This is a genomic window from Eubacterium sp. AF17-7, from assembly GCF_003461285.1.
Lineage (GTDB): Bacteria > Bacillota > Clostridia > Lachnospirales > Lachnospiraceae > Eubacterium_U > Eubacterium_U album.
This window is the reverse complement of the sequence record NZ_QTWU01000003.1, coordinates 80855-100664: the sequence shown is the minus strand read 5'-3', so window position 1 is coordinate 100664 and position 19810 is coordinate 80855. Positions and strand designations below refer to the sequence as shown.

Here is a 19810-nt window from a genome sequence, read left to right as displayed (position 1 = left end):
AAATTATGAGAACAATACTTTATGCTTTATTTGGATATATTTCAGGTAGTGTTTTATATGCTAAAAATTTTATGAAATTATTTAATAAAGAAGAATTAATTGAAGAAAGTAAAGATAAGAATCCGGGAACAGCAAATGCATTTATGTACGGAGGAATGACTTGTGGAATCATGACACTTATATGTGAACTTTTAAAGGGAATTGTACCGGTACACATGTATATAAATGGAGCAACACCACAGGAAATGGGAATAATTCCGCTAGCAATTGTTTTAACTATGCCTGTTGTTGGCCATGTGTGTTCTATGTTTGACAATTTCCATGGAGGAAAAGGAATTGCCGTAACATTTGGATGCCTGTTAGGGCTAGCACCTGATATAAAGGCTGTAATTATTTTGGCATTATTTTTTATATTTTACTCACTAATATTTAGAGTAATTCCACATTTTTACAGAACAATAGTTACTTATGTGAGTACATTGGCGGGACTATTCATATTAAATGAAAATCAGGCAGTGAATGTTGGATTTTTATTTATTACATTAGTTGTGTTAGTAAGACTACATCAAAGTACAGAAGTTAGAGAAAAGTTAAGGATTAAATTATTATGGATGCGTTAATATTATCATGTGGCACAGGCGGTGGACATAATGCAGCAGGTGCAGCTATAAAAGAAGAACTAATTAAAAGAGGATATAATGTTAAATTTTTCAATCCATATGCTTTAAAAAGTAACAGGCTTGCAAGAGTTATAGACAGGGCATATGTCGGACTTGTACAGAAAGCTCCAAATGTATTTGGAGTTGTGTATAAAATTGGAAATGCTTACAGAAAACTTCCTTTTCATTCTCCGGTCTATTATGCAAATGGAAGAATTGCAGCAATAATAGAAGATTATATTCAAAAAAACAAATGCGACATAATAATTATGCCACATTTGTTCCCGGCAGAAATCATCACTCAAATGAAAAGAAAAGGATATGAACTTCCACCTACAGTTTTTGTTGGAACTGATTATACATGTATTCCGTTTACAGAGGAAACAGAATGTGATTATTATGTTATTCCTGCCAAGGATTTGGAAAAAGAATATATTAAGCGTGGGATAAAAAAAGAAAAATTAAGACCTTTTGGAATTCCGGTTAGAGAGGTATTTGATCATAGCATTAATATGGATGAGGCTAAACTAGAACTTGGACTTAGTGTTAGTAACAGATATATTTTGGTATCAGGCGGAAGCATTGGTGCGGGAAATGTTGAAAAAGTTGTAAAGAATTTATCCGATTATTATGAGGAAACAAATGTAAAATTAATAATAATTTGTGGAAATAACAAAAAACTTTTGAATAAACTTAAGGACAAATATAGTGAGAAATGTATTTTAATAGGTCATACGAACGATATTGCAAAATACATGATGGCAAGTAATTTAATTATCGGAAAACCCGGTGGGTTGTCTTCTACCGAGGCAGCAGTTGTAGGAAAGCCTTTTATCCATATTACACCTATTCCGGGGTGCGAAACTTACAACATGAGATATTTTTACAGCAAAGGAATGAGTATTCCGGTTAAAAGAATTACAGAAAAATTTGGAAAGATATGTGATAAAACAATGGAAGAAGACAATAAAAAGAAAATGATTTGTCAGCAGAAAAATAATATTTCAGCTAATGCAAGAATTCTTATTGGTGATATGGCTGATGAATTGTGTAAAACTAAATTGTAATTTGTAGTAAGTTTGTTTGATATCATATCGTATATTTTGCCAATATAATCATAAAAGTCAATGATATTTGAAAAAATCAAATATTGTTGGCTTTTTTTAAGTTCATTTAAGGTTGGCATTTTATTATATGACCATAAGATGAAACTCAGTTAGATAAGTGAAATGAAGTGTAAGATATGAGACATAAATTTTTAGTAGGAATTATGGCAGTAACAATGGTAGGTGCATCTCTTAGTGGGTGTGTAGGCAGTTCAGGAAAACAATCAAATGAAGAAAAGACTGTTTATGGACAGGTAAGCAAGGTATATGATGATGAAATAACTATAAAGCTTGGGAATTTAAATGTATAGCGAATTATATTATAAAAATTTACTTCAAATAAAAAACGGAATTGGAAAAATCCAACTCTGTTTTTATTTGATTAAACAACTTTCTTGATTTTAGACCATTTGCCATAAATCTTTTTACCATTTACAGTAGTTCCGTCATCTGATAAAACAATAGAAGTTTCAGTCCCAGTAGTATCAGCATAAACTGATTTTAGATTAATACATCCAATTCCCAAAGAAACTATATTTAATGATAATATTGTTGATAAAATTAATTTGTCTGATTGTTTCATATAACAAATCCTCCTTTTAATATTTTAATTGTTGTACATATAATAGAATGCGAAACTAAAATGAACTTTAAATGGCAGTCGGTGTTGAAAAATAATCTAAATTTAATTAAAATTTATTGTATAATAACAGATAAAAAATAAAATGAGTAAGGTTAATTTTTTATAATAAATATTTTAGGTGGTTAATCCGATTAAAAAAGAAAATACATATTAGAAGAGGAGTAGAAAATTATGAATAAGGGAATAATATTTGATGTAGACGGAACAATTTTAGATTCAATGAAAATCTGGATGGATGCAGGAAAAATATATTTGGATAAGTTTGGAATTGAGGAAAAAGAAAATATTGCAGAGGTTTTATTTGATTTAACGATGGCTGAAGGTGCAAAATACATAAAAGAAACATATAAATTGGATAAAACTATACAGGAAATTATTGATGGAATAAACAGTGTTGTATATGAATTTTATGAAAATGAAGCAATGCCAAAGGATGGAGTGTTGGAATTTATAGAGTATTTATATGAAAATAAAATTCCAATGACAGTTGCAACATCTACAGACCGACCAATGATTGAAGCAGCTTTTAAGAGATTAGGTTTGGAAAAATATTTTAAGAAGATATTTACAACAACAGAGGTTGGAAAGGGAAAAGACAATCCGTTAATATTTGAAAAAGCAATGGAAGAAATGAAAAGTGATAAAGCAGGTACATGGCTTATGGACGATGCATTTTATTCATTGAATACAGCTTATAATAATGGAATTAATACAGTTGGAATATATGATGATTCTAGCAAATTGCATCAGGAAAAGGTTAAATCAGTATCTACAATCTATATTAAAGATTGGACTCAGGTAAAACAGTTAATTGCTGATATGAATTTGTAAAGCATATGAACATAAACTTATAAGCTAAATAACAATAATATATATAGATGATGTATAATTATTTATGATAATAATAAAATACAACTCCCACATATGGATTTTTTGTGTGCTAGAGATATTAACTTAAGTGCATTTGCAACTGCGTGCGTTATTAAGTTAATACCTCAAATCTGCACAATTTAAAACCTATATGTGGGAGTTTTTCTTGATTTCTATGAAAAAGAATGTATAATCATAAATAAATAGGTAGCGATGACTAACTATAGTTAGAAATACACAACGTAAAAGATTAATAAAAAAATAGAGAGGAGTAAATATGTTTTTAGAAATCAAGGACATAAAAAAGAGTTTTGGAGACGATAAAAATAAGACAGAAGTGTTAAAAGGAATCAATTTTTCAGCACAAAAAGGTGATATTTGTGTACTGTTAGGACCTTCAGGTTCAGGAAAATCTACGCTTCTAAATATTATTGGCGGAATAGATGAGGCAGACAGTGGAACTATAACAGTTAACGGAGAAGTTATTCAGAATATGAATGAAAAAAATCTTACGCAATACAGAAGAAAGCATTTAGGATATGTATTCCAAATGTATAATCTTATACCAAATTTAAACGTAAAAGAAAACATAGAAGTAGGAGCATATTTGAGTGATAATCCATTAGACATAGATGATTTGCTTAAAACATTAGGCCTTTATGAACATAGACATAAATTGCCAAATCAGTTATCAGGAGGTCAGCAGCAGAGAACATCAATTGGAAGAGCAATTGTAAAAAATCCAAGTATTTTACTTTGTGATGAACCTACAGGAGCACTTGATTATAATACTTCTAAAGAAATATTAAAGCTGATTGAGGATGTTAATCATAAATATGGTAATACAGTAATTATGGTTACACATAACGACGCAATAAAAAATATGGCAGACAGGGTTATAAAATTAAGAGACGGACAAATCAGAAAAGATTATGTTAACGAAGAAAAAATTCCTGCTATGGAATTAGAGTGGTAGGAGGTTAGATAATGAAAAATCCGTTACATAAAAGACTTCCAAGACAGTTAAAAAGCGAATTTGGAAAGTATGTGGTTATTTTTCTGTTACTTATTGGTTCGATTGGATTTATATCCGGATTTCTTGTTGCAGCAAATAGCATAAAGAAAACATATGATAATAGTTTTAGTGTTTATAACATTGAAAATGGTAATTTTGAAATGCTTACTCCCTTGAGTGATGATGCAATAAATGATATAGAAAATGAAGAAAAAATTTCTATATACAATAATTATTACATAGAAGAAGATACTGATACAGATTTAAATGATAAATATGACAGTACGCTTAGAATATTTAAAGATAGAAAGAAAGTTAATAAAGTATGCCTTATGGAAGGGCAAATGCCTTATGATAAAGATGAAATTGCCATAGACAGAATGTATGCAAATAATAACGATGTTGAAGTTGGTGATTACATTAAAGTTTCGGATAAGAAATTAAAAGTCACAGGTTTTGTAGCTTTATCAGATTATAGTGCATTATTCTCAAATAATGGAGACTTAATGTTTGATGCAGTAAAATTTGGTGTCGCAATAATGACAGATGATGGATACAATCAGTTCGGAGATGAACACAAATTTTTCAGCTATTCATGGAAATACGACAAAGAACCATCTACTGAGAAAAAAGAAAAGAAAGTATCTGATAAGCTATTAGAAGTTATAGCTTCTAAAGGAATTGTAAAAAATTTCATACCAAGATATACAAATAATGCAATTAATTTTACAGGGGATGATGTAGGAAGCGACAGAGGAATGATGATTGCGTTATTATACATATTAATTATCATAATTGCGTTTATATTTGCAGTAACGATAACAAATACAATTAATAAAGAAGCAACTATAATAGGAACGCTCAGAGCATCAGGGTACTCAAAGAGAGAAATAACAGTTCACTATATGGAATTGCCGTTATTGGTTACAATTATTTCAGCAATAATAGGAAATATACTTGGATATACGGTATTTAAATATGTATGTGCAGGGATGTATTATGGAAGTTATAGTCTTCCAACATATACAACAATATGGAATGCAGAAGCTTTTGTGCTTACAACGCTTGTTCCGTTTATAATAATGCTTGTTGTAAACTATGTGTTTATAAGAAAGAAACTCAGACTTTCACCAATGAAGTTTATAAGAAATGATTTATCAACTTCAAAGAAAAAGAAAGCCATAAGATTACCACATTTTAAGTTTTTTAACCGTTTCAGAATTAGGGTTATTATTCAGAACAGATATAATTATCTGACTTTATTTGTTGGAATCGTATTTGCAAATTTATTGCTTTTATTTGGATTAATGCTTCCGGCATTACTTGATTCTTATAATGACAGCATAATTGAACATATGGCTGCAAAGTATCAGTATGTATTGAAAGCACCTCTTGAAACAGAAACAAAGGATGTAGAAAAATATTTCATGAGCACAGTTGAAAAAACTAGTGAAAATGGGGAAAAAGATGATATATCAGTATATGGGATATCGGATGACAGTAAATATATATCAATGAATTTTGAAAGCGGAAAGGTCTATGTTTCAGATGTATTTGCAGATAAGTACAGATTGAAAAAAGGTGATAAATTCACTTTAAAAGAAAGCTATGGAACTAAAAAACACAATTTTGAAATTGGTGGAATATATGAATATCCTATAGGGCTTGCAATATTTATGGATACAAAAGATTTTTGCAAAGAGTTTAATGTAAAAGACAATGAATTTACAGGATATTTTTCAAATGTAAAAATAAAAGATATTGAGCAGGAGTACATTTATTCTGTTATTACTCAGGATGATTTAACTAAAATGGCAAGACAGATGGATGTATCTATGGGTAGCATGATGAATATGGTAAACATTGTGTCAGTTATTTTATCAATGCTTGTAATGTATCTTTTAATTAAACTGGTTATAGAAAAGAATAGTTTGTCAATCTCTATGGTAAAAATCTTAGGATATGATAATAATGAAATAAGAAAACTTTATATGACTGCAACGACATGGGTTGTAATCGCATGCGTAGCATTAAGCATTCCGGTTGTAGTATGGATTATAAAAGACTTGATTTACAGACCTATGATGATGGATATGAAAGGATGGATTATACTGAAAATGGATCCTGTTGTATATGTCGAAATGTTTATTCTTGGCATGATGGCATATATATTAGTTTCGTTCCTCGAATTTAGAAAAATTAAGAAAATACCTATGACAGATGCATTGAAAAATGTAGAATAACAAAATGCCCACAGATGTATTCCGGTTTTGTGAGGGTTTGTGATATTAACTAAATAACGCTTGCGCTGCTTGTCACTCGCAGCAGTTCTAAATCTCCAGCTATATTTTGTTGTTAGAACCTTTGGTTCTAGGCAAAATCCGCTGTCAATTTGAACCAGCGGTGACAAATGCCTTTAGTTAATATCACAAACCCTCACAATTAAGAATTAATCTGTGGGTATTTTTATTTATAAAATTATGAAAGTATAAGTTTTTGTATTTAAAAATCATATCGCAAAATATCACCTGTCATTGAAAGAAAAAAGAATCAGTCGTATAATAATAAAAAGGCACAGTTCGGAAAGAGTTATATAACGAGGAAATTATATGAAACAAAATATTGAACAGGAAAAATCAATTATTAATGAAACACTGTTAAATTCAATTCCAGGTGGAATAATAATTGTAAAAGTAGTTGAAAACAATATAGAATGTCTCTATTTTAATGAGGCATTTGCAAAATTATCAGGAAGAACGCATGATGAATTACAACGTTATCTTGATGGTGGGGTAAATGTTATAGATATTATATATGAGGCAGATAGAAAAAAGTTTTTGACGAGTATTTTATGCAAAATACAAAGTGATAATGAAGTAGATGAAAGATATAGATATTATACAGCCACGGGAAATGTTCAGTGGATTAATTTGGTCGCTTCAAAGATTAGAGAAGAGGATGGATGTCCTGTTTTTTATTGTGCATGTACAAAGTTGTCAGATGAATTAGATTTGTATATAAAATTATCAGATGAATCTCCGGTTGCAACATATGTAGCAGAGAAAAAGGAAAGACGAATATTATATGCAAATGCTGAGTGGAAGAAAATAGAAAATATCCCTCAGGATATAAATGTAATTGGAAAGAGTGTGTATGAATTAATACCGGCTGAGAGAATAATATTTAGCGAGAAAGAAATAAATGAATTAACTTCTCAGGCTTACAGACAGATACATATTAAAAGAAATAACAGATATTATAGTCTGGGTACAAAAAGCTATTTATGGAATGATATTGATGCATACATGGTATATTTTGTTGATGAAACTGAAAGCATATTAAAGCAACAAAAAAAATTAGAAATATATCAGGCAGAACTTAAAACAAGAGAGGAAATGTCACAGGATATAATTGCTTCATATCAGATAAATCTTACTAAAAACAGAATTGAAAGAAGTAACTTTAAAAACAATTATGCTAATTCGACAGATGATGTTGTAAATGAAAACACATCATGTGAAGCTGCTGTTGAATATTTTATCGGATTAATTTTATCTGATGAAGTAAAAAAAGAAATAAGAAATAAATTTTCAGCCGGAAGCATTATAATGCAATACCATAATGGAAAAGAAAATATTGACTCTGAAGTTCAGATTGTAATGAAAGATGGAGAGATTAAATGGGTTAAGATTGTTGCTAAAATTTTAAGCAATCCCATTACTTCTGAAATTATGGAATTTGTGTATATACAGGATGTGACTGAAAAGCATACTATAAAATCAATAATGGATAAGTGTATACATACGGAATATGATTGTATAGGTTTGATAAATACAATCAATGGCCAAAGTATGATTTTTAATTATAGAAACACATATGACGAAATGAAAATACGCAAGAAGAATCTTTTTGCAGATGAAATAGATACATTTATAAATAATAATATTGGAGAAGAAGAACGCGAAACGGCAAGAAAAGAATATGCGTTAGATAATATTAAAAAGCAATTGAAAAAAAATGACAATTATTATTTTTATCATAATATAACATCTAACATTGAAAAAGGAGTACGAAGAAAGAAAATTCATTTTCAATATTTAGATTCTGCCGTAAATAAAAATGAAATTTTATTCATGGTAACAGATGTTACGGATATTTATGAAAAAGAAAGAAAAAATAGCGAGAGATTAGCAAAAGCGCTAGAAGAGGCAAAACAGGCAGCTAAAGCTAAAAGCGAGTTTTTGGCACGAATGAGTCATGAAATAAGAACACCTATGAATGCTATTATTGGAATGTGCGAAATTGCTAAAGATGATGTTGATAAAAGAGAAGTTATAGCAAAAGAAATAGACCAGATTAATGAGTCAGGTAAATATCTGTTAGGACTTATTAACGATATATTAGATGTAAGCCGTATTGAAAATGACAAATTTGAACTTTATACGGAATGGTGCAGTATGTATAACGTTGTTAAACCTATTGTTTCAATGATGAGTCCATTAATGAAAGAAAAAAATATAGAATTTATTTATCCTAATTTTATCAAAAAAGAAAAAGATAAAGAAGTTTTATGTTACATTGATAAAATGCGTGTACAGCAGATGATTATTAATCTTTTAAACAATGCTTATAAATTTACTAAACCGGGTGGAAAGATAACCTGGAAAATAGAAAACATTAATGTAGATGATAAGACTGCAAAGGAAAGAATAGTAATCAGTGATACAGGCTGTGGTATGAGCAAAGAATTTGTACAGAAAATAGGCGAGCCTTTTATGCAGGAGAGAAATGAATTTTCATCAGAACTTATAGGCACGGGACTTGGACTATATATTGTTAAAAAAATTGTAGATGCGATGGGATTTACCATGAAAATAGAAAGTGAACTTGGTAAGGGAACAACATTTATAATTGAGACAGAATATAGTTACAAATATAATGAAGATGATGAAAATCAGTTGGAAAATAGTAATGTTTCGGGAATGAGAGTGTTACTTGTAGAAGATAATGAAATTAACAGAGAAATTGCACAGACTCTTTTAGAAAGAGAGAAAATAATTGTGGAAACTGCAGTTGAGGGAAAAGAAGCAGTTGAGGCATTTGAAAAATCTGATTTAGGATATTATGATGCAATTTTAATGGATATTCAAATGCCTGTAATGGACGGTCTTGAGGCTACAAGAACAATTAGAAAATTGAATAAAGCCGATGCAAAAACAATACGAATAATTGCAATGTCGGCAAATGCGTTTGAAAGTGACATAAAGGCGAGTATTGATGCAGGAATGAATGCTCATTTAACAAAACCAATAGAAATGGAAAAGGTTTTAGAAGAAATTGCTAAAAGTAAATAAAAAAAATAGATATAGAATATGTAATGTAAATTATTAATATTTTATAAATTTAATCGTCAAAATGATGAATAAACAAAAGAAAGATGTATAATTACAGGAAAGAAGGACATAAAAGTGTATGATATAACATCAAAATCGGCAGATGATTTTATTAATCATGAAGAAATTCTAGATACAATTAAATATGCAGATGAAAATAAAAATAATATAAAACTTATTGATTCGATTCTTGAAAAAGCCAAATTAAGAAAAGGACTATCCCACAGGGAAGCGTCCGTATTATTAGCATGTAAAGATGAAAATAAAAACAATGAAATGTTTAAACTTGCTGAACAGATAAAAAAAGACTTTTATGGAAATCGAATCGTAATGTTTGCTCCACTTTATCTGTCGAATTATTGTGTTAACGGATGTGTATACTGTCCTTATCATGCTAAGAATAAGCATATTGCCAGAAAAAAACTTACACAGGAAGAGATTAAAAAAGAAGTAATAGCTCTTCAGGATATGGGACATAAAAGATTAGCACTAGAGGCAGGAGAAGATCCTGTTAATAATACAATGGACTATTATCTTGAGTGCATTAAAACAATATACAGTATAAAACACAAAAATGGAGCTATCAGACGTGTAAACATTAATATTGCTGCGACGACTGTTGAAAATTACAGATTATTAAAGGAAGCAGGAATTGGAACTTATATACTTTTTCAGGAGACTTATCATAAGGAAAGCTATAAGAAATTACATCCGACAGGACCAAAGAGTGATTATAATTATCATACAGAAGCAATGGACAGAGCAATGGAAGGTGGAATTGATGATGTAGGTCTTGGTGTATTATTTGGACTTGATAAGTACAGATATGAATTTGCAGGATTATTAATGCATGCTGAACATTTAGAAGCTGTCTTTGGAGTTGGACCACATACTATAAGTGTACCTAGAATTTGCGATGCAGATGATATAGATAAGTCATTATTTTCAAATGGAATAAGTGACGATATTTTTGCAAAGATTGTTGCATGTATAAGAATTGCAGTTCCATATACAGGAATGATTGTATCTACAAGGGAAAGTCAGAAGACAAGAGAAAGAGTATTACATCTTGGAATTTCTCAGATTAGTGGTGGCTCAAGAACAAGTGTGGGCGGATATTTTGAAGCAGAACCTGAAGAAGAAAATTCAAGTCAGTTCGATGTGACTGATACAAGAAGTCTTGATGAAGTGGTTAACTGGCTTATGAAAATGGATTATATACCAAGTTTTTGTACAGCCTGTTATAGAGAAGGCAGAACAGGTGACAGATTTATGTCTTTATGTAAAAGCGGTCAAATACAGAATTGTTGTCTACCAAATGCATTAATGACTTTACAGGAGTATTTAATGGATTATGCTTCATCTGAAACAAAAGAAATAGGCGAAAATTTAATTCATAAAGAAATTGAAAATATTCCTAATGAAAAAGTAAAGGATATTGTAATAAAAAATTTAAAATTAATAAAAGATAATAACAAAAGAGACTTTAGATTTTAAAACAAACGTTAAAATCCTCTCTAGGAGGTTTATATGAAAATAGATATGCATTGTCATACAAAAGAGGGCTCGCTAGATGGAAAAGTCCCAATTAGTGAGTATATAAATATATTAAAATCTCAGGGTTATGGGGGTATGTTAGTAACAGACCATGACTCTTATGATGGGTATAGATATTGGAAACATAATATAAAAAATGTTGACAAGGACTTTGTAGTATTTAAAGGAATAGAGTATGATACATTAGATGCAGGACATATCATTGTAATTATGCCGGAGAATCTTAAATTAAGGCTTATGGAACTTAGAGGAATGCCGGTACAGTTGCTTATTCCAATAGTTCATAATTATGGAGGAATATTAGGACCTGCGCATCCATTTGGTGAAAAGTTTATGAGTTTTATGAATTCAAAAGCTTATAAAAGAAATCCGGACATTTTATCTGAATTTGATTTTATTGAAGTGTTTAATGCCTGCGAATCTAAAATGGCAAATGATAAAGCGTTAGAAATGGCTGAAAAATATAATTTGACAGGAACAGCAGGAAGTGATTCACATAAGACGGAGAGCATAGGATATGCATACACAGTAATTCCTGATGAAATAAGAAAAGAAAGTCAGTTGATTGAGTATATAAAACACAGAAATAAGACTGAATGTGGTGGAAAAATATATGAAAATACTTCAAGAGGTAAATTAGGAAAAGCCAAGATAATAACAACATATTTATTTTGGATTTATAATAAATTTGGAGGTTGGAGTCGTGGAATCCAGCGTAATGGAAAACTTAAAAAAGGTTATATTGAAAGAATAGATATAATTGACAATGATAAAAAAGAAAATAAAGATAAAACAGAATATAAAGGAAAAGATAACAATAATTAACAGTTAAAAGAAATAATGGAGAAAATAATGGGTTTGAACGAAACAACTAGAGGTGAACGTATTCATATAGGAATATTTGGAAAGCGAAATGCAGGTAAATCTAGTGTGATTAATGCAATTACAGGTCAGAAATTATCGATTGTATCAGATGTTTGTGGTACAACAACTGACCCGGTATTAAAAGCAATGGAACTTTTACCTCTAGGGCCTGTTGTGGTAATAGATACTCCGGGAATTGATGATGAAGGAGAACTTGGCAAATTAAGAGTTCAGAAAACTTATCAGATGTTAAATAAGACGGATATAGCTGTTATAGTTATTGATTTAAATGAAAAGAATAATAATGATATGTCTCATAAAATTTTAGACGATGACATTTCTCTTATAAATGAAATTAAAAAACGAAATATTTCTTATATTATTGTTTTAAATAAAATAGATTTAATTAAAACAGATTTAAAAGAAAATCAAGTTTATAAAAAATTATTAGAAATAGTGCCTGAAAATAAAATAATTGGAATAAGTGCTAAAGCAAATAAGAATATATATGAATTAAAAGAAAAGATAGCCACATTAAAGCCGGAAAATGAATTTAAATATCCGATAGTCAGAGATTTAGTCGATGAAGGAGATATTGTTATTTTAGTGACACCAATAGATTCAGCAGCACCTAAGAGCAGACTTATATTACCGCAGCAGCAGACTATAAGAGAATTATTAGAAGTAGGGGCAATTACGATTGTGATTCAGCCGGATAAACTTGTTGCTACTTTAGATAAATTAGTACAAAAACCGAAATTAATTATTACAGACAGTCAGGTATTCAAACAGGTAGCAAAAGATACACCTAATGATATGCTTTTAACTTCTTTTTCAATATTAATGGCAAGGCATAAAGGAAATCTTAAGACACAGGTAGAAGGTGTGGCTACTATCGAAAATTTAAATGATGGAGACAGAATTTTAATTTCAGAAGGTTGCACTCATCATAGACAATGTGATGATATAGGAACGGTTAAGCTACCTAATTGGATAAAAAAATACACAGGAAAAGATTTAAAACTGTATTTTACAAGTGGAACAGAATTTCCGACAGATTTGTCAGAGTACAAATTAATTATTCATTGTGGCGGATGCACATTAAATGAAAAGGAAATGAAATATAGATTAAAGTGTGCAAACGATAATAAAATTCCAATGACAAATTATGGTACATTGATAGCGTATATGAATGGAATTCTTGAAAGAAGTATAGAAGTATTTAATACTAATAAACGAAAATAACGGCTCGTTGTCAGAAATGGGGTAAAACAAGTTTATAACCAGGCTGCAAATAACCAAAATAATATTATATGTAGTGTTTTAGGTTATTTACTACACATATGATAAATGAGTAAAACCCACATCAATGGAAAATGATGTGGGTTTTACTCATTAAAGACTATAATAAATGTTTAAAATAATTAGTGTGATTTTACATGATTCTTTATAGCCGCAAAGCTTTCCTTGCTAATCACATGCTCAATTCTACATGCATCTTCTGTAGCAATTTCTTCAGGAACTCCTAAACGTACTAACCATGATGATAAGAGTTCATGTCTTTCATATATCATGTCTGCAATCTGTTTTCCAGATTCTGTAAGATAAATGTATCCGGCGTCAGTAACAGTGATATGACCTTTCTCTCTAAGGTTTTTCATAGCAATGCTGACGCTTGATTTCTTAAAACCTAATTCGTTGGAAATATCTACGGAACGAACAACGGGAAGTTTTTTGCTAAGAACAAGAATAGTCTCTAAATAATTTTCTGCCGATTCATTAATAATCATGTTGAAAACCTCCTTGTATTTCTCGTATTGTCTTTTGATATTGTATCACAAAGTGGAATATTACTCAAATTATATTGAATAAAAATATAAAGGTATTTTTATAAAAAATAGAAAAAAATTTGGAATTTTAGTAAAATAATTATTGACATCTAATTTGCGTTAGCATATACTAACTGTTGAAAATAAGGTTTATCTTTACTTAAGAAGAAAGAAGGAAACATGATGCCATTAACTATGATAAATGAAGGAGAACCAACGGTTATCAAAAAAGTTGGCGGTAAGGAAGAAACAAGAAGGTTTTTGGAAAACTTAGGATTTGTAGTAGGTGGAACTGTTACAGTTGTTTCACAGATGGGTGGAAACATGATTGTTAACGTAAAAGATTCACGTGTTGCAATAGGAAAAGATATGGCTAATAAAATTATGGTTTAGATTTAATAAAGAAAATTAAAGTTTTATTTATTTGATTAAATATTATTAAATCTTTTTTGTTGTGCAGGTATTTAAGAGTGCACAATCATAATTTTACATATAAAAAGAAATATGAAAGAAGGATAGCAATGAGTACATTAAAGGAAGTTGCAGTTGGAAAGACTGTGAAAGTTAAGAAACTTACTGGAGATGGCCCGGTTAAAAGAAGAATTATGGATATGGGCATAACAAAAGGTGTTGAAGTATATGTAAGAAAAGTAGCACCTTTAGGAGACCCGATTGAAGTAACTGTAAGAGGATATGAATTGTCTCTTAGAAAAGCAGATGCAGAAATGATTGAGGTAGAATAATTTTTTTTACCTACAAGTTAGAAATGACTAATAAAAGTAAGTGCAACATAATGAAAGTGAGCGATATGCAATAAAGGTAAGCAATGAAGAATTGCGGTCAGAATGATAAAACTTGCGTTTGAAATTTTGAGTTAACTTACTAATGACAAAATAGCATATTATTACACATTTGAAAAAGATAGTAAAAAAAGGAGAAAAAAATGTCAATTAAAATTGCTTTAGCAGGTAACCCTAACTGCGGAAAAACAACTTTGTTTAATGCTTTGACAGGTTCTAATCAGTTTGTTGGAAACTGGCCGGGCGTTACAGTTGAAAAGAAAGAGGGTAAAATCAAGGGAAATAAGGAAGCTACATTGGTCGATTTACCAGGAATTTATTCTTTATCTCCATATACGCTCGAAGAAGTGGTTGCAAGAAATTATCTTATAACAGAAAAGCCGGATGCAATAATTAATATTGTTGATGGTACAAACATTGAAAGAAACTTATATCTTTCAACTCAGATTATGGAACTTGGTATTCCTGTAATCATGGCTGTTAACATGGTTGACGTATTAGAGAAAAACGGTGACAAAGTTAACATCGAAAAATTAAGCCAGAAACTTGGATGCGAAGTAGTGGAAATTTCAGCTCTTAAAGGAAAAGGAATTGATACACTTGTAAAAAAAGCAGTTGCTTTAGCTAACAAAAAACAGGCTTCAACAGCAGTTCATGAATTTACATTAGAAGTTGAAAATGTAATTAAAGATGTAGAAAATATGCTTGGAAGCAGTGTTGCTCCTGAGCAGAAAAGATTCTTTGCAATAAAGCTTCTTGAAAAAGATGATAAAATCAGTGAAATGATGACAGAAATTCCTGATGTATCAAATGAAATAGCAAAGCTTGAAAAAGAATTTGATGATGATACAGAAAGTATTATTACAAATGAAAGATATACATATATTTCTTCTATTATCGGAGAATGTATTAAGAAGTCTTCAAAGAAAGAATTATCAGTATCAGATAAAATTGATAAAGTGGTAACTAACAGATGGGCTGCACTTCCAATTTTTGCAGTAGTAATGTTTGTTGTTTACTATGTATCAGTAACAACAGTTGGTACATGGGCTACTGATTGGGCTAACGATGGTGTATTTGGTGACGGATGGCATTTGTTTGGCATAGGAACAAGTTCTTATGAAGATGCATCAGGCGATTATGAAAAGCAGACAGCAGCAGTTGATGCTTTCATTGAAGCAGCTAAGGACAAAGGAATCAGCACAGATAATATCGAAGAAGTTCTTGGGAACGAAGAAGCAAGTGAAGCTGATAAGACAGCAGCAGTTGACGCATTTGTTGCTGAAGCCGGAGTATCAGACATTACTGCAAAAGCAGAAATTGAAGATGAAGATGGAAATGTAAAAGACAAGTTTGACGTAACAGTTAATGATTTTAAGACAGCAACAGAAGCTGAAGAACCTGATCCTGCAGATTATGGAGTTTGGGTACCAGGTGTTCCTGTGATTATTGGAAATGCACTTGAAGCAATTAACTGTGCAGGCTGGTTGCAGGGATTAATCCTTGATGGTATTGTAGCCGGTGTTGGTGCTGTACTTGGTTTCGTACCACAGATGCTTGTATTATTTATTTTCTTAGCTTTCCTTGAAAGCTGTGGATATATGGCAAGAGTTGCGTTTATCATGGACAGAATCTTTAGAAAATTCGGTCTTTCAGGAAAATCATTCATTCCAATGTTAATTGGTAGTGGATGTGGTGTTCCGGGTATCATGGCATCAAGAACAATTGAAAATGACCGTGACCGTAAGATGACAATTATGACAACAACATTTGTTCCTTGTGGAGCAAAACTTCCTATTATAGCTTTAATCGCAGGTGCATTCTTTGGTAATGCAGGCTGGGTAGCAACAAGTGCATACTTTGTTGGTATTGCAGCAATTATCTGCTCAGGTATTATTTTAAAGAAAACAAAAATGTTTGCAGGAGATCCTGCTCCATTCGTAATGGAACTTCCTGCATATCACTGGCCAACAGTTAGCAACGTACTTAGAAGTATGTGGGAAAGAGGATGGTCATTCATTAAGAAGGCAGGAACAATTATTCTTCTTTCAACAATCGTACTTTGGTTCTTAATGAGCTTTGGTTGGGTAGATGGAAAATTTGGAATGTTAGAAGCAGAACAGTTAAACGACAGTATTCTTACTTCAATTGGTAGTGTAATCGCCCCTATCTTCACACCACTTGGATGGACAAAAGCAGGTGAAGGATGGAAGATGGCTGTAGCAGCTATTTCAGGTTTAATTGCAAAAGAAAATGTAGTAGCAACATTTGGTATGTTATTCGGTTTTGCAGAAGTTGCAGAAGATGGTACAGAAATCTGGGGAAATCTTGCACAGATTATGACACCAATCGCTGCTTATGGTTTCTTAGTATTTAACCTTCTTTGCGCACCATGTTTCGCAGCTATGGGTGCTATTAAGAGAGAGATGAACAACAAAAAATGGTTCTTCTTTGCAATTGGATACCAGACAATTCTTGGATATGTAGTTGCATTATGTATTTACCAGTTAGGTACATTATTTACAGCAGGAACATTTGGAGTTGGAACAGTAGTGGCAATCTTACTTGTAATCGGATTTGGATACTTATTATTCAGACCATACAAGGAAAGTACATCTTTAAAAATTGACTCTAAAAAATTAGCAAAAAACTAATTTAAACATAATAAAATATTTATACAGAGGACTTTATAGGATATGTAGGTTAATGCCAATCGTATCCTGTAAAGTCCTTTTTTGTTTTTAGCGTACTATCTTCCAATATATGGTGTAAACAAGACATTAAGGTTTTGTTTACACTAATTTTTTTGTATGTTAAGATATAATTTATAAGGAGTTTTACAATAGTTGCACAGTTATAAATAACGGATTTTAATATTTGAAAATAAAGTTATGAGGGTGTAGTGGTTAATTTTAAAATTACGAAGAGTAGGAGGATACAATGATTAATATTGCAATAGTTGAGGATGAGAAATTATACGTATCTCAATTAAAAGAATATATATCAAGATATGAGAAGGAAAGCGGAAACAGAATTAATGTAAGAGTATTTCCGGATGGAGCGGAAATAGTTGAAAATTATTCAGGAGATTTTGACATAATTCTTATGGATATTCAGATGAAATATATGGATGGAATGACGGCTGCTGAACAGATTAGAAAATTAGACAGCGAGGTAATTATAATGTTTATTACAAATATGACCCAATATGCAATAAGAGGATATGAAGTTGATGCATTAGATTACGTTGTAAAACCGGTTGAATTTTTTCCGTTTTCGCAGAAACTTGATAGAGCGATAGGAAGACTACAAAATAAAAAGAAAGTATTTGTATCAATTCCTGTAGAAGATGGTGTTTTAAAAATGGAAATTGATGATATATATTATGTTGAAAGTATGGGACATTCTCTCATATATAGAACTAAGAAAGGCGAATTTACTGCAAGAGGTACAATGAAAGATATGGAGGAAATATTATCGCCATATGGATTTTTCAGATGCAATAAAGGATATATTGTTAATCTCAAATACGTCGATGGGGTAAAAGAGGGAGTGTGCCTTATTAATGACGAGGAGTTATTAATAAGTAGAGCAAAGAAAAAGCCGTTTATGGAGGCTTTAGTTAATTATATGAGTGGGGTGACTGAATAATGGAAACAATTTATCAGGATATTCCAAGATTTTATACGGCATTAGCAGAATGGGGAGCGTGTGTAATTTATATTTGCCTTATTAAGAAGAGGTTCAATAATAAAATAACAGTTGCATTATCAACGTTATTTTTAGTTGCACAGATTGCGTTGTTAGTTCCAACGGGAGATTTGCCAACAGTATGGTGGATTCCATGTATGGTGGCTGCGGCACTTTTAATGTATTTATTCATATATACGGTAGGAAATGTGCATTCAATTACGGCGGCATATTTATGTGCGAGAGCATTTCTTATTGCTGAGTTTACAGCATCATTTCAGTGGCAGTTGGATTGTTATCTGAATGCAAGAGTTGATGTTGAGCATTTTGTATTTGCAAAGATAGTAATGCTGGTTGTTATATATACAGCAATTTTTGTATTAGTTGCATTTATGGAAAAGCCGTTAATGAATCCTGAATATTTAAATAAAATTACATATAAAGAATTTATTGCAGTTATAGCTATAGTGGCAGTAGCATTTACATTTAGTAATTTAAGTTTTATTTGGAAAAATACTCCATTTTCAAGTGGATTTAGAAGTGACATATTTAACATTAGAACATTATTTGATTTAGCAGGAATGACAATTCTTTATGCTTATCAAAGTAGAGTTTGTGAACTTATGGCTGAGTCAGAAATTGTAACAATGGATTCAATGTTAAAGAGCCAGTACAATCAATATAGAAATTATCAGGAAAGCATAGATTTAATTAATATGAAATATCATGATTTAAAGCATCAGATTGCAGGTCTTAGGGCAGAAACGGATATCGATAAAAGAACAGAGTGGCTTGATGCAATGGAAGATGATATTAGAGGATTTGAGAGTGTTACTAATACAGGAAATAAGGTATTAGATACTATTATAGCGGGAAAGATAATGCATGGACAGAAATATGATATTAAGTTTACCTGTGTTATTGATGGAAAATTACTTGAGTTTATGCATGTTACTGATATTTGTACTATATTTGGAAATGCAATTGATAATGCAATTGAAAATGTAGTAATGATTAAGGATATTGAAAAAAGAATTATACACGTGACTGTTTCTGCAAAGAATAAATTTGTACTTATTCAATTTCAGAATTATTGCGAAGTTAAACCAAATGAGGATAAAAGAGGAATTAGATTATTTGAGAGTTCAAAGGCTGACAAAAGAAATCATGGATTCGGACTTAAGAGTATTCAATATACAGTTGACAAATATGACGGAACCATGAAAGCAGGAATGAATAAAGATTGGTTTGAACTCACAATATTAATTCCTTGTAGTAACAAATAATTGTTAAATAAATGTGAAAAGTGCACATATAAGTGCACTTTTTTTGTGCAAAAAGTATATGTAAAATGCAGTTGATGAGTGATTTTCGACAGTTTATG

17 protein-coding genes are annotated in these 19810 nt (G+C 30.8%); 15 read left to right on the top strand and 2 right to left on the bottom strand.

Going from position 1 to position 19810, the window contains the following annotated elements; all coding sequences use genetic code 11:
* Positions 1-5: 5 nt before the first annotated feature.
* The 3 genes from DWW96_RS05465 to DWW96_RS13955 all read left to right on the top strand — a co-directional run bounded on the left by DWW96_RS05465 (position 6) and on the right by DWW96_RS13955 (position 2076).
* On the top strand, positions 6-620 hold the full coding sequence (locus tag DWW96_RS05465) for a glycerol-3-phosphate acyltransferase (RefSeq protein WP_117909613.1): 615 nt from the start codon (positions 6-8) through the stop codon (positions 618-620).
* Positions 608-1726 (top strand): glycosyltransferase, encoded by a 1119-nt coding sequence (locus tag DWW96_RS05460; RefSeq protein WP_117909611.1) that lies wholly within the window; start codon positions 608-610, stop codon positions 1724-1726. Before DWW96_RS05465 ends, DWW96_RS05460 begins: the two co-directional genes overlap by 13 nt.
* A gap of 176 nt (positions 1727-1902) precedes the next feature.
* Complete coding sequence (locus DWW96_RS13955) at positions 1903-2076, top strand: hypothetical protein (RefSeq protein ID WP_158562649.1); 174 nt, start codon at positions 1903-1905, stop codon at positions 2074-2076.
* Between the two features lie 71 nt (positions 2077-2147).
* Here the strand turns inward: DWW96_RS13955 and DWW96_RS05455 are convergent, their stop codons facing one another.
* Positions 2148-2348 carry a hypothetical protein gene (locus DWW96_RS05455; RefSeq protein ID WP_117909609.1) on the bottom strand — a complete coding sequence of 67 codons (201 nt, stop codon included), beginning with the start codon at positions 2346-2348 and terminating at the stop codon, positions 2148-2150.
* A gap of 231 nt (positions 2349-2579) precedes the next feature.
* On the opposite strand from DWW96_RS05455, the gene DWW96_RS05450 reads away from it, so the two are divergent.
* From DWW96_RS05450 to hydF, 7 genes are all read left to right on the top strand, one after another.
* Entirely contained in the window at positions 2580-3239 is a 660-nt protein-coding gene (locus DWW96_RS05450) for an HAD family phosphatase (protein WP_022087896.1), read from the top strand.
* 316 nt (positions 3240-3555) lie between these two features.
* Positions 3556-4254: an ABC transporter ATP-binding protein gene (locus DWW96_RS05445; RefSeq protein WP_022087897.1), complete on the top strand. Its 699-nt coding sequence runs from the start codon at positions 3556-3558 to the stop codon at positions 4252-4254.
* A gap of 11 nt (positions 4255-4265) precedes the next feature.
* A complete protein-coding gene (locus DWW96_RS05440; protein WP_117909608.1) occupies positions 4266-6536 on the top strand; it encodes an ABC transporter permease in 2271 nt (756 codons plus the stop codon).
* Between the two features lie 366 nt (positions 6537-6902).
* Positions 6903-9647, top strand: a complete 2745-nt coding sequence (locus DWW96_RS05435; RefSeq protein ID WP_117909606.1) for a PAS domain-containing hybrid sensor histidine kinase/response regulator — start codon at positions 6903-6905, stop codon at positions 9645-9647.
* A gap of 114 nt (positions 9648-9761) precedes the next feature.
* The gene (gene hydG / locus DWW96_RS05430; protein ID WP_117909604.1) at positions 9762-11183 is read left to right on the top strand and encodes a [FeFe] hydrogenase H-cluster radical SAM maturase HydG; all 1422 of its coding nucleotides are present in this window, start codon (positions 9762-9764) and stop codon (positions 11181-11183) included.
* Positions 11184-11216: 33 nt separating this feature from the next.
* Positions 11217-12068, top strand: coding sequence for a PHP domain-containing protein (locus tag DWW96_RS05425; protein ID WP_117909602.1), 852 nt, complete (start codon positions 11217-11219; stop codon positions 12066-12068).
* Between the two features lie 27 nt (positions 12069-12095).
* The gene (gene hydF / locus DWW96_RS05420) at positions 12096-13352 is read left to right on the top strand and encodes a [FeFe] hydrogenase H-cluster maturation GTPase HydF (RefSeq protein ID WP_117909600.1); all 1257 of its coding nucleotides are present in this window, start codon (positions 12096-12098) and stop codon (positions 13350-13352) included.
* Between the two features lie 179 nt (positions 13353-13531).
* Here the strand turns inward: hydF and DWW96_RS05415 are convergent, their stop codons facing one another.
* On the bottom strand, positions 13532-13897 hold the full coding sequence (locus tag DWW96_RS05415; protein WP_022089657.1) for a metal-dependent transcriptional regulator: 366 nt from the start codon (positions 13895-13897) through the stop codon (positions 13532-13534).
* A gap of 219 nt (positions 13898-14116) precedes the next feature.
* On the opposite strand from DWW96_RS05415, the gene DWW96_RS05410 reads away from it, so the two are divergent.
* The 5 genes from DWW96_RS05410 (at position 14117) to DWW96_RS05390 (ending at position 19712) form a co-directional block, all read left to right on the top strand.
* Complete coding sequence (locus DWW96_RS05410) at positions 14117-14329, top strand: FeoA family protein (RefSeq protein WP_117909598.1); 213 nt, start codon at positions 14117-14119, stop codon at positions 14327-14329.
* Positions 14330-14457: 128 nt separating this feature from the next.
* Positions 14458-14679, top strand: a complete 222-nt coding sequence (locus tag DWW96_RS05405) for a ferrous iron transport protein A (RefSeq protein WP_022089659.1) — start codon at positions 14458-14460, stop codon at positions 14677-14679.
* A 200-nt stretch (positions 14680-14879) separates the two neighbouring features.
* Positions 14880-17390 (top strand): ferrous iron transport protein B, encoded by a 2511-nt coding sequence (gene feoB / locus DWW96_RS05400; RefSeq protein ID WP_117909596.1) that lies wholly within the window; start codon positions 14880-14882, stop codon positions 17388-17390.
* 286 nt (positions 17391-17676) lie between these two features.
* Complete coding sequence (locus DWW96_RS05395; RefSeq protein WP_022089786.1) at positions 17677-18387, top strand: LytTR family DNA-binding domain-containing protein; 711 nt, start codon at positions 17677-17679, stop codon at positions 18385-18387.
* Complete coding sequence (locus DWW96_RS05390; protein WP_022089787.1) at positions 18387-19712, top strand: sensor histidine kinase; 1326 nt, start codon at positions 18387-18389, stop codon at positions 19710-19712. The genes DWW96_RS05395 and DWW96_RS05390 overlap by 1 nt, the downstream gene beginning before the upstream one ends.
* Positions 19713-19810 lie beyond the last annotated feature (98 nt).

Excerpts from the sequence above, each read along its gene's own strand:
- DWW96_RS05465 (WP_117909613.1), top strand. The coding sequence starts at position 6 with ATGAGAACAATACTTTATGCTTTATTTGGATATATTTCAGGTAGTGTT.
- DWW96_RS05460 (WP_117909611.1), top strand. The coding sequence starts at position 608 with ATGGATGCGTTAATATTATCATGTGGCACAGGCGGTGGACATAATGCA.
- DWW96_RS13955 (WP_158562649.1), top strand. The coding sequence starts at position 1,903 with ATGAGACATAAATTTTTAGTAGGAATTATGGCAGTAACAATGGTAGGT.
- DWW96_RS05455 (WP_117909609.1), bottom strand. The coding sequence starts at position 2,348 with ATGAAACAATCAGACAAATTAATTTTATCAACAATATTATCATTAAAT.
- DWW96_RS05450 (WP_022087896.1), top strand. The coding sequence starts at position 2,580 with ATGAATAAGGGAATAATATTTGATGTAGACGGAACAATTTTAGATTCA.
- DWW96_RS05445 (WP_022087897.1), top strand. The coding sequence starts at position 3,556 with ATGTTTTTAGAAATCAAGGACATAAAAAAGAGTTTTGGAGACGATAAA.
- DWW96_RS05440 (WP_117909608.1), top strand. The coding sequence starts at position 4,266 with ATGAAAAATCCGTTACATAAAAGACTTCCAAGACAGTTAAAAAGCGAA.
- DWW96_RS05435 (WP_117909606.1), top strand. The coding sequence starts at position 6,903 with ATGAAACAAAATATTGAACAGGAAAAATCAATTATTAATGAAACACTG.
- DWW96_RS05425 (WP_117909602.1), top strand. The coding sequence starts at position 11,217 with ATGAAAATAGATATGCATTGTCATACAAAAGAGGGCTCGCTAGATGGA.
- hydF (WP_117909600.1), top strand. The coding sequence starts at position 12,096 with ATGGGTTTGAACGAAACAACTAGAGGTGAACGTATTCATATAGGAATA.
- DWW96_RS05415 (WP_022089657.1), bottom strand. The coding sequence starts at position 13,897 with ATGATTATTAATGAATCGGCAGAAAATTATTTAGAGACTATTCTTGTT.
- DWW96_RS05410 (WP_117909598.1), top strand. The coding sequence starts at position 14,117 with ATGATGCCATTAACTATGATAAATGAAGGAGAACCAACGGTTATCAAA.
- DWW96_RS05405 (WP_022089659.1), top strand. The coding sequence starts at position 14,458 with ATGAGTACATTAAAGGAAGTTGCAGTTGGAAAGACTGTGAAAGTTAAG.
- feoB (WP_117909596.1), top strand. The coding sequence starts at position 14,880 with ATGTCAATTAAAATTGCTTTAGCAGGTAACCCTAACTGCGGAAAAACA.
- DWW96_RS05395 (WP_022089786.1), top strand. The coding sequence starts at position 17,677 with ATGATTAATATTGCAATAGTTGAGGATGAGAAATTATACGTATCTCAA.
- DWW96_RS05390 (WP_022089787.1), top strand. The coding sequence starts at position 18,387 with ATGGAAACAATTTATCAGGATATTCCAAGATTTTATACGGCATTAGCA.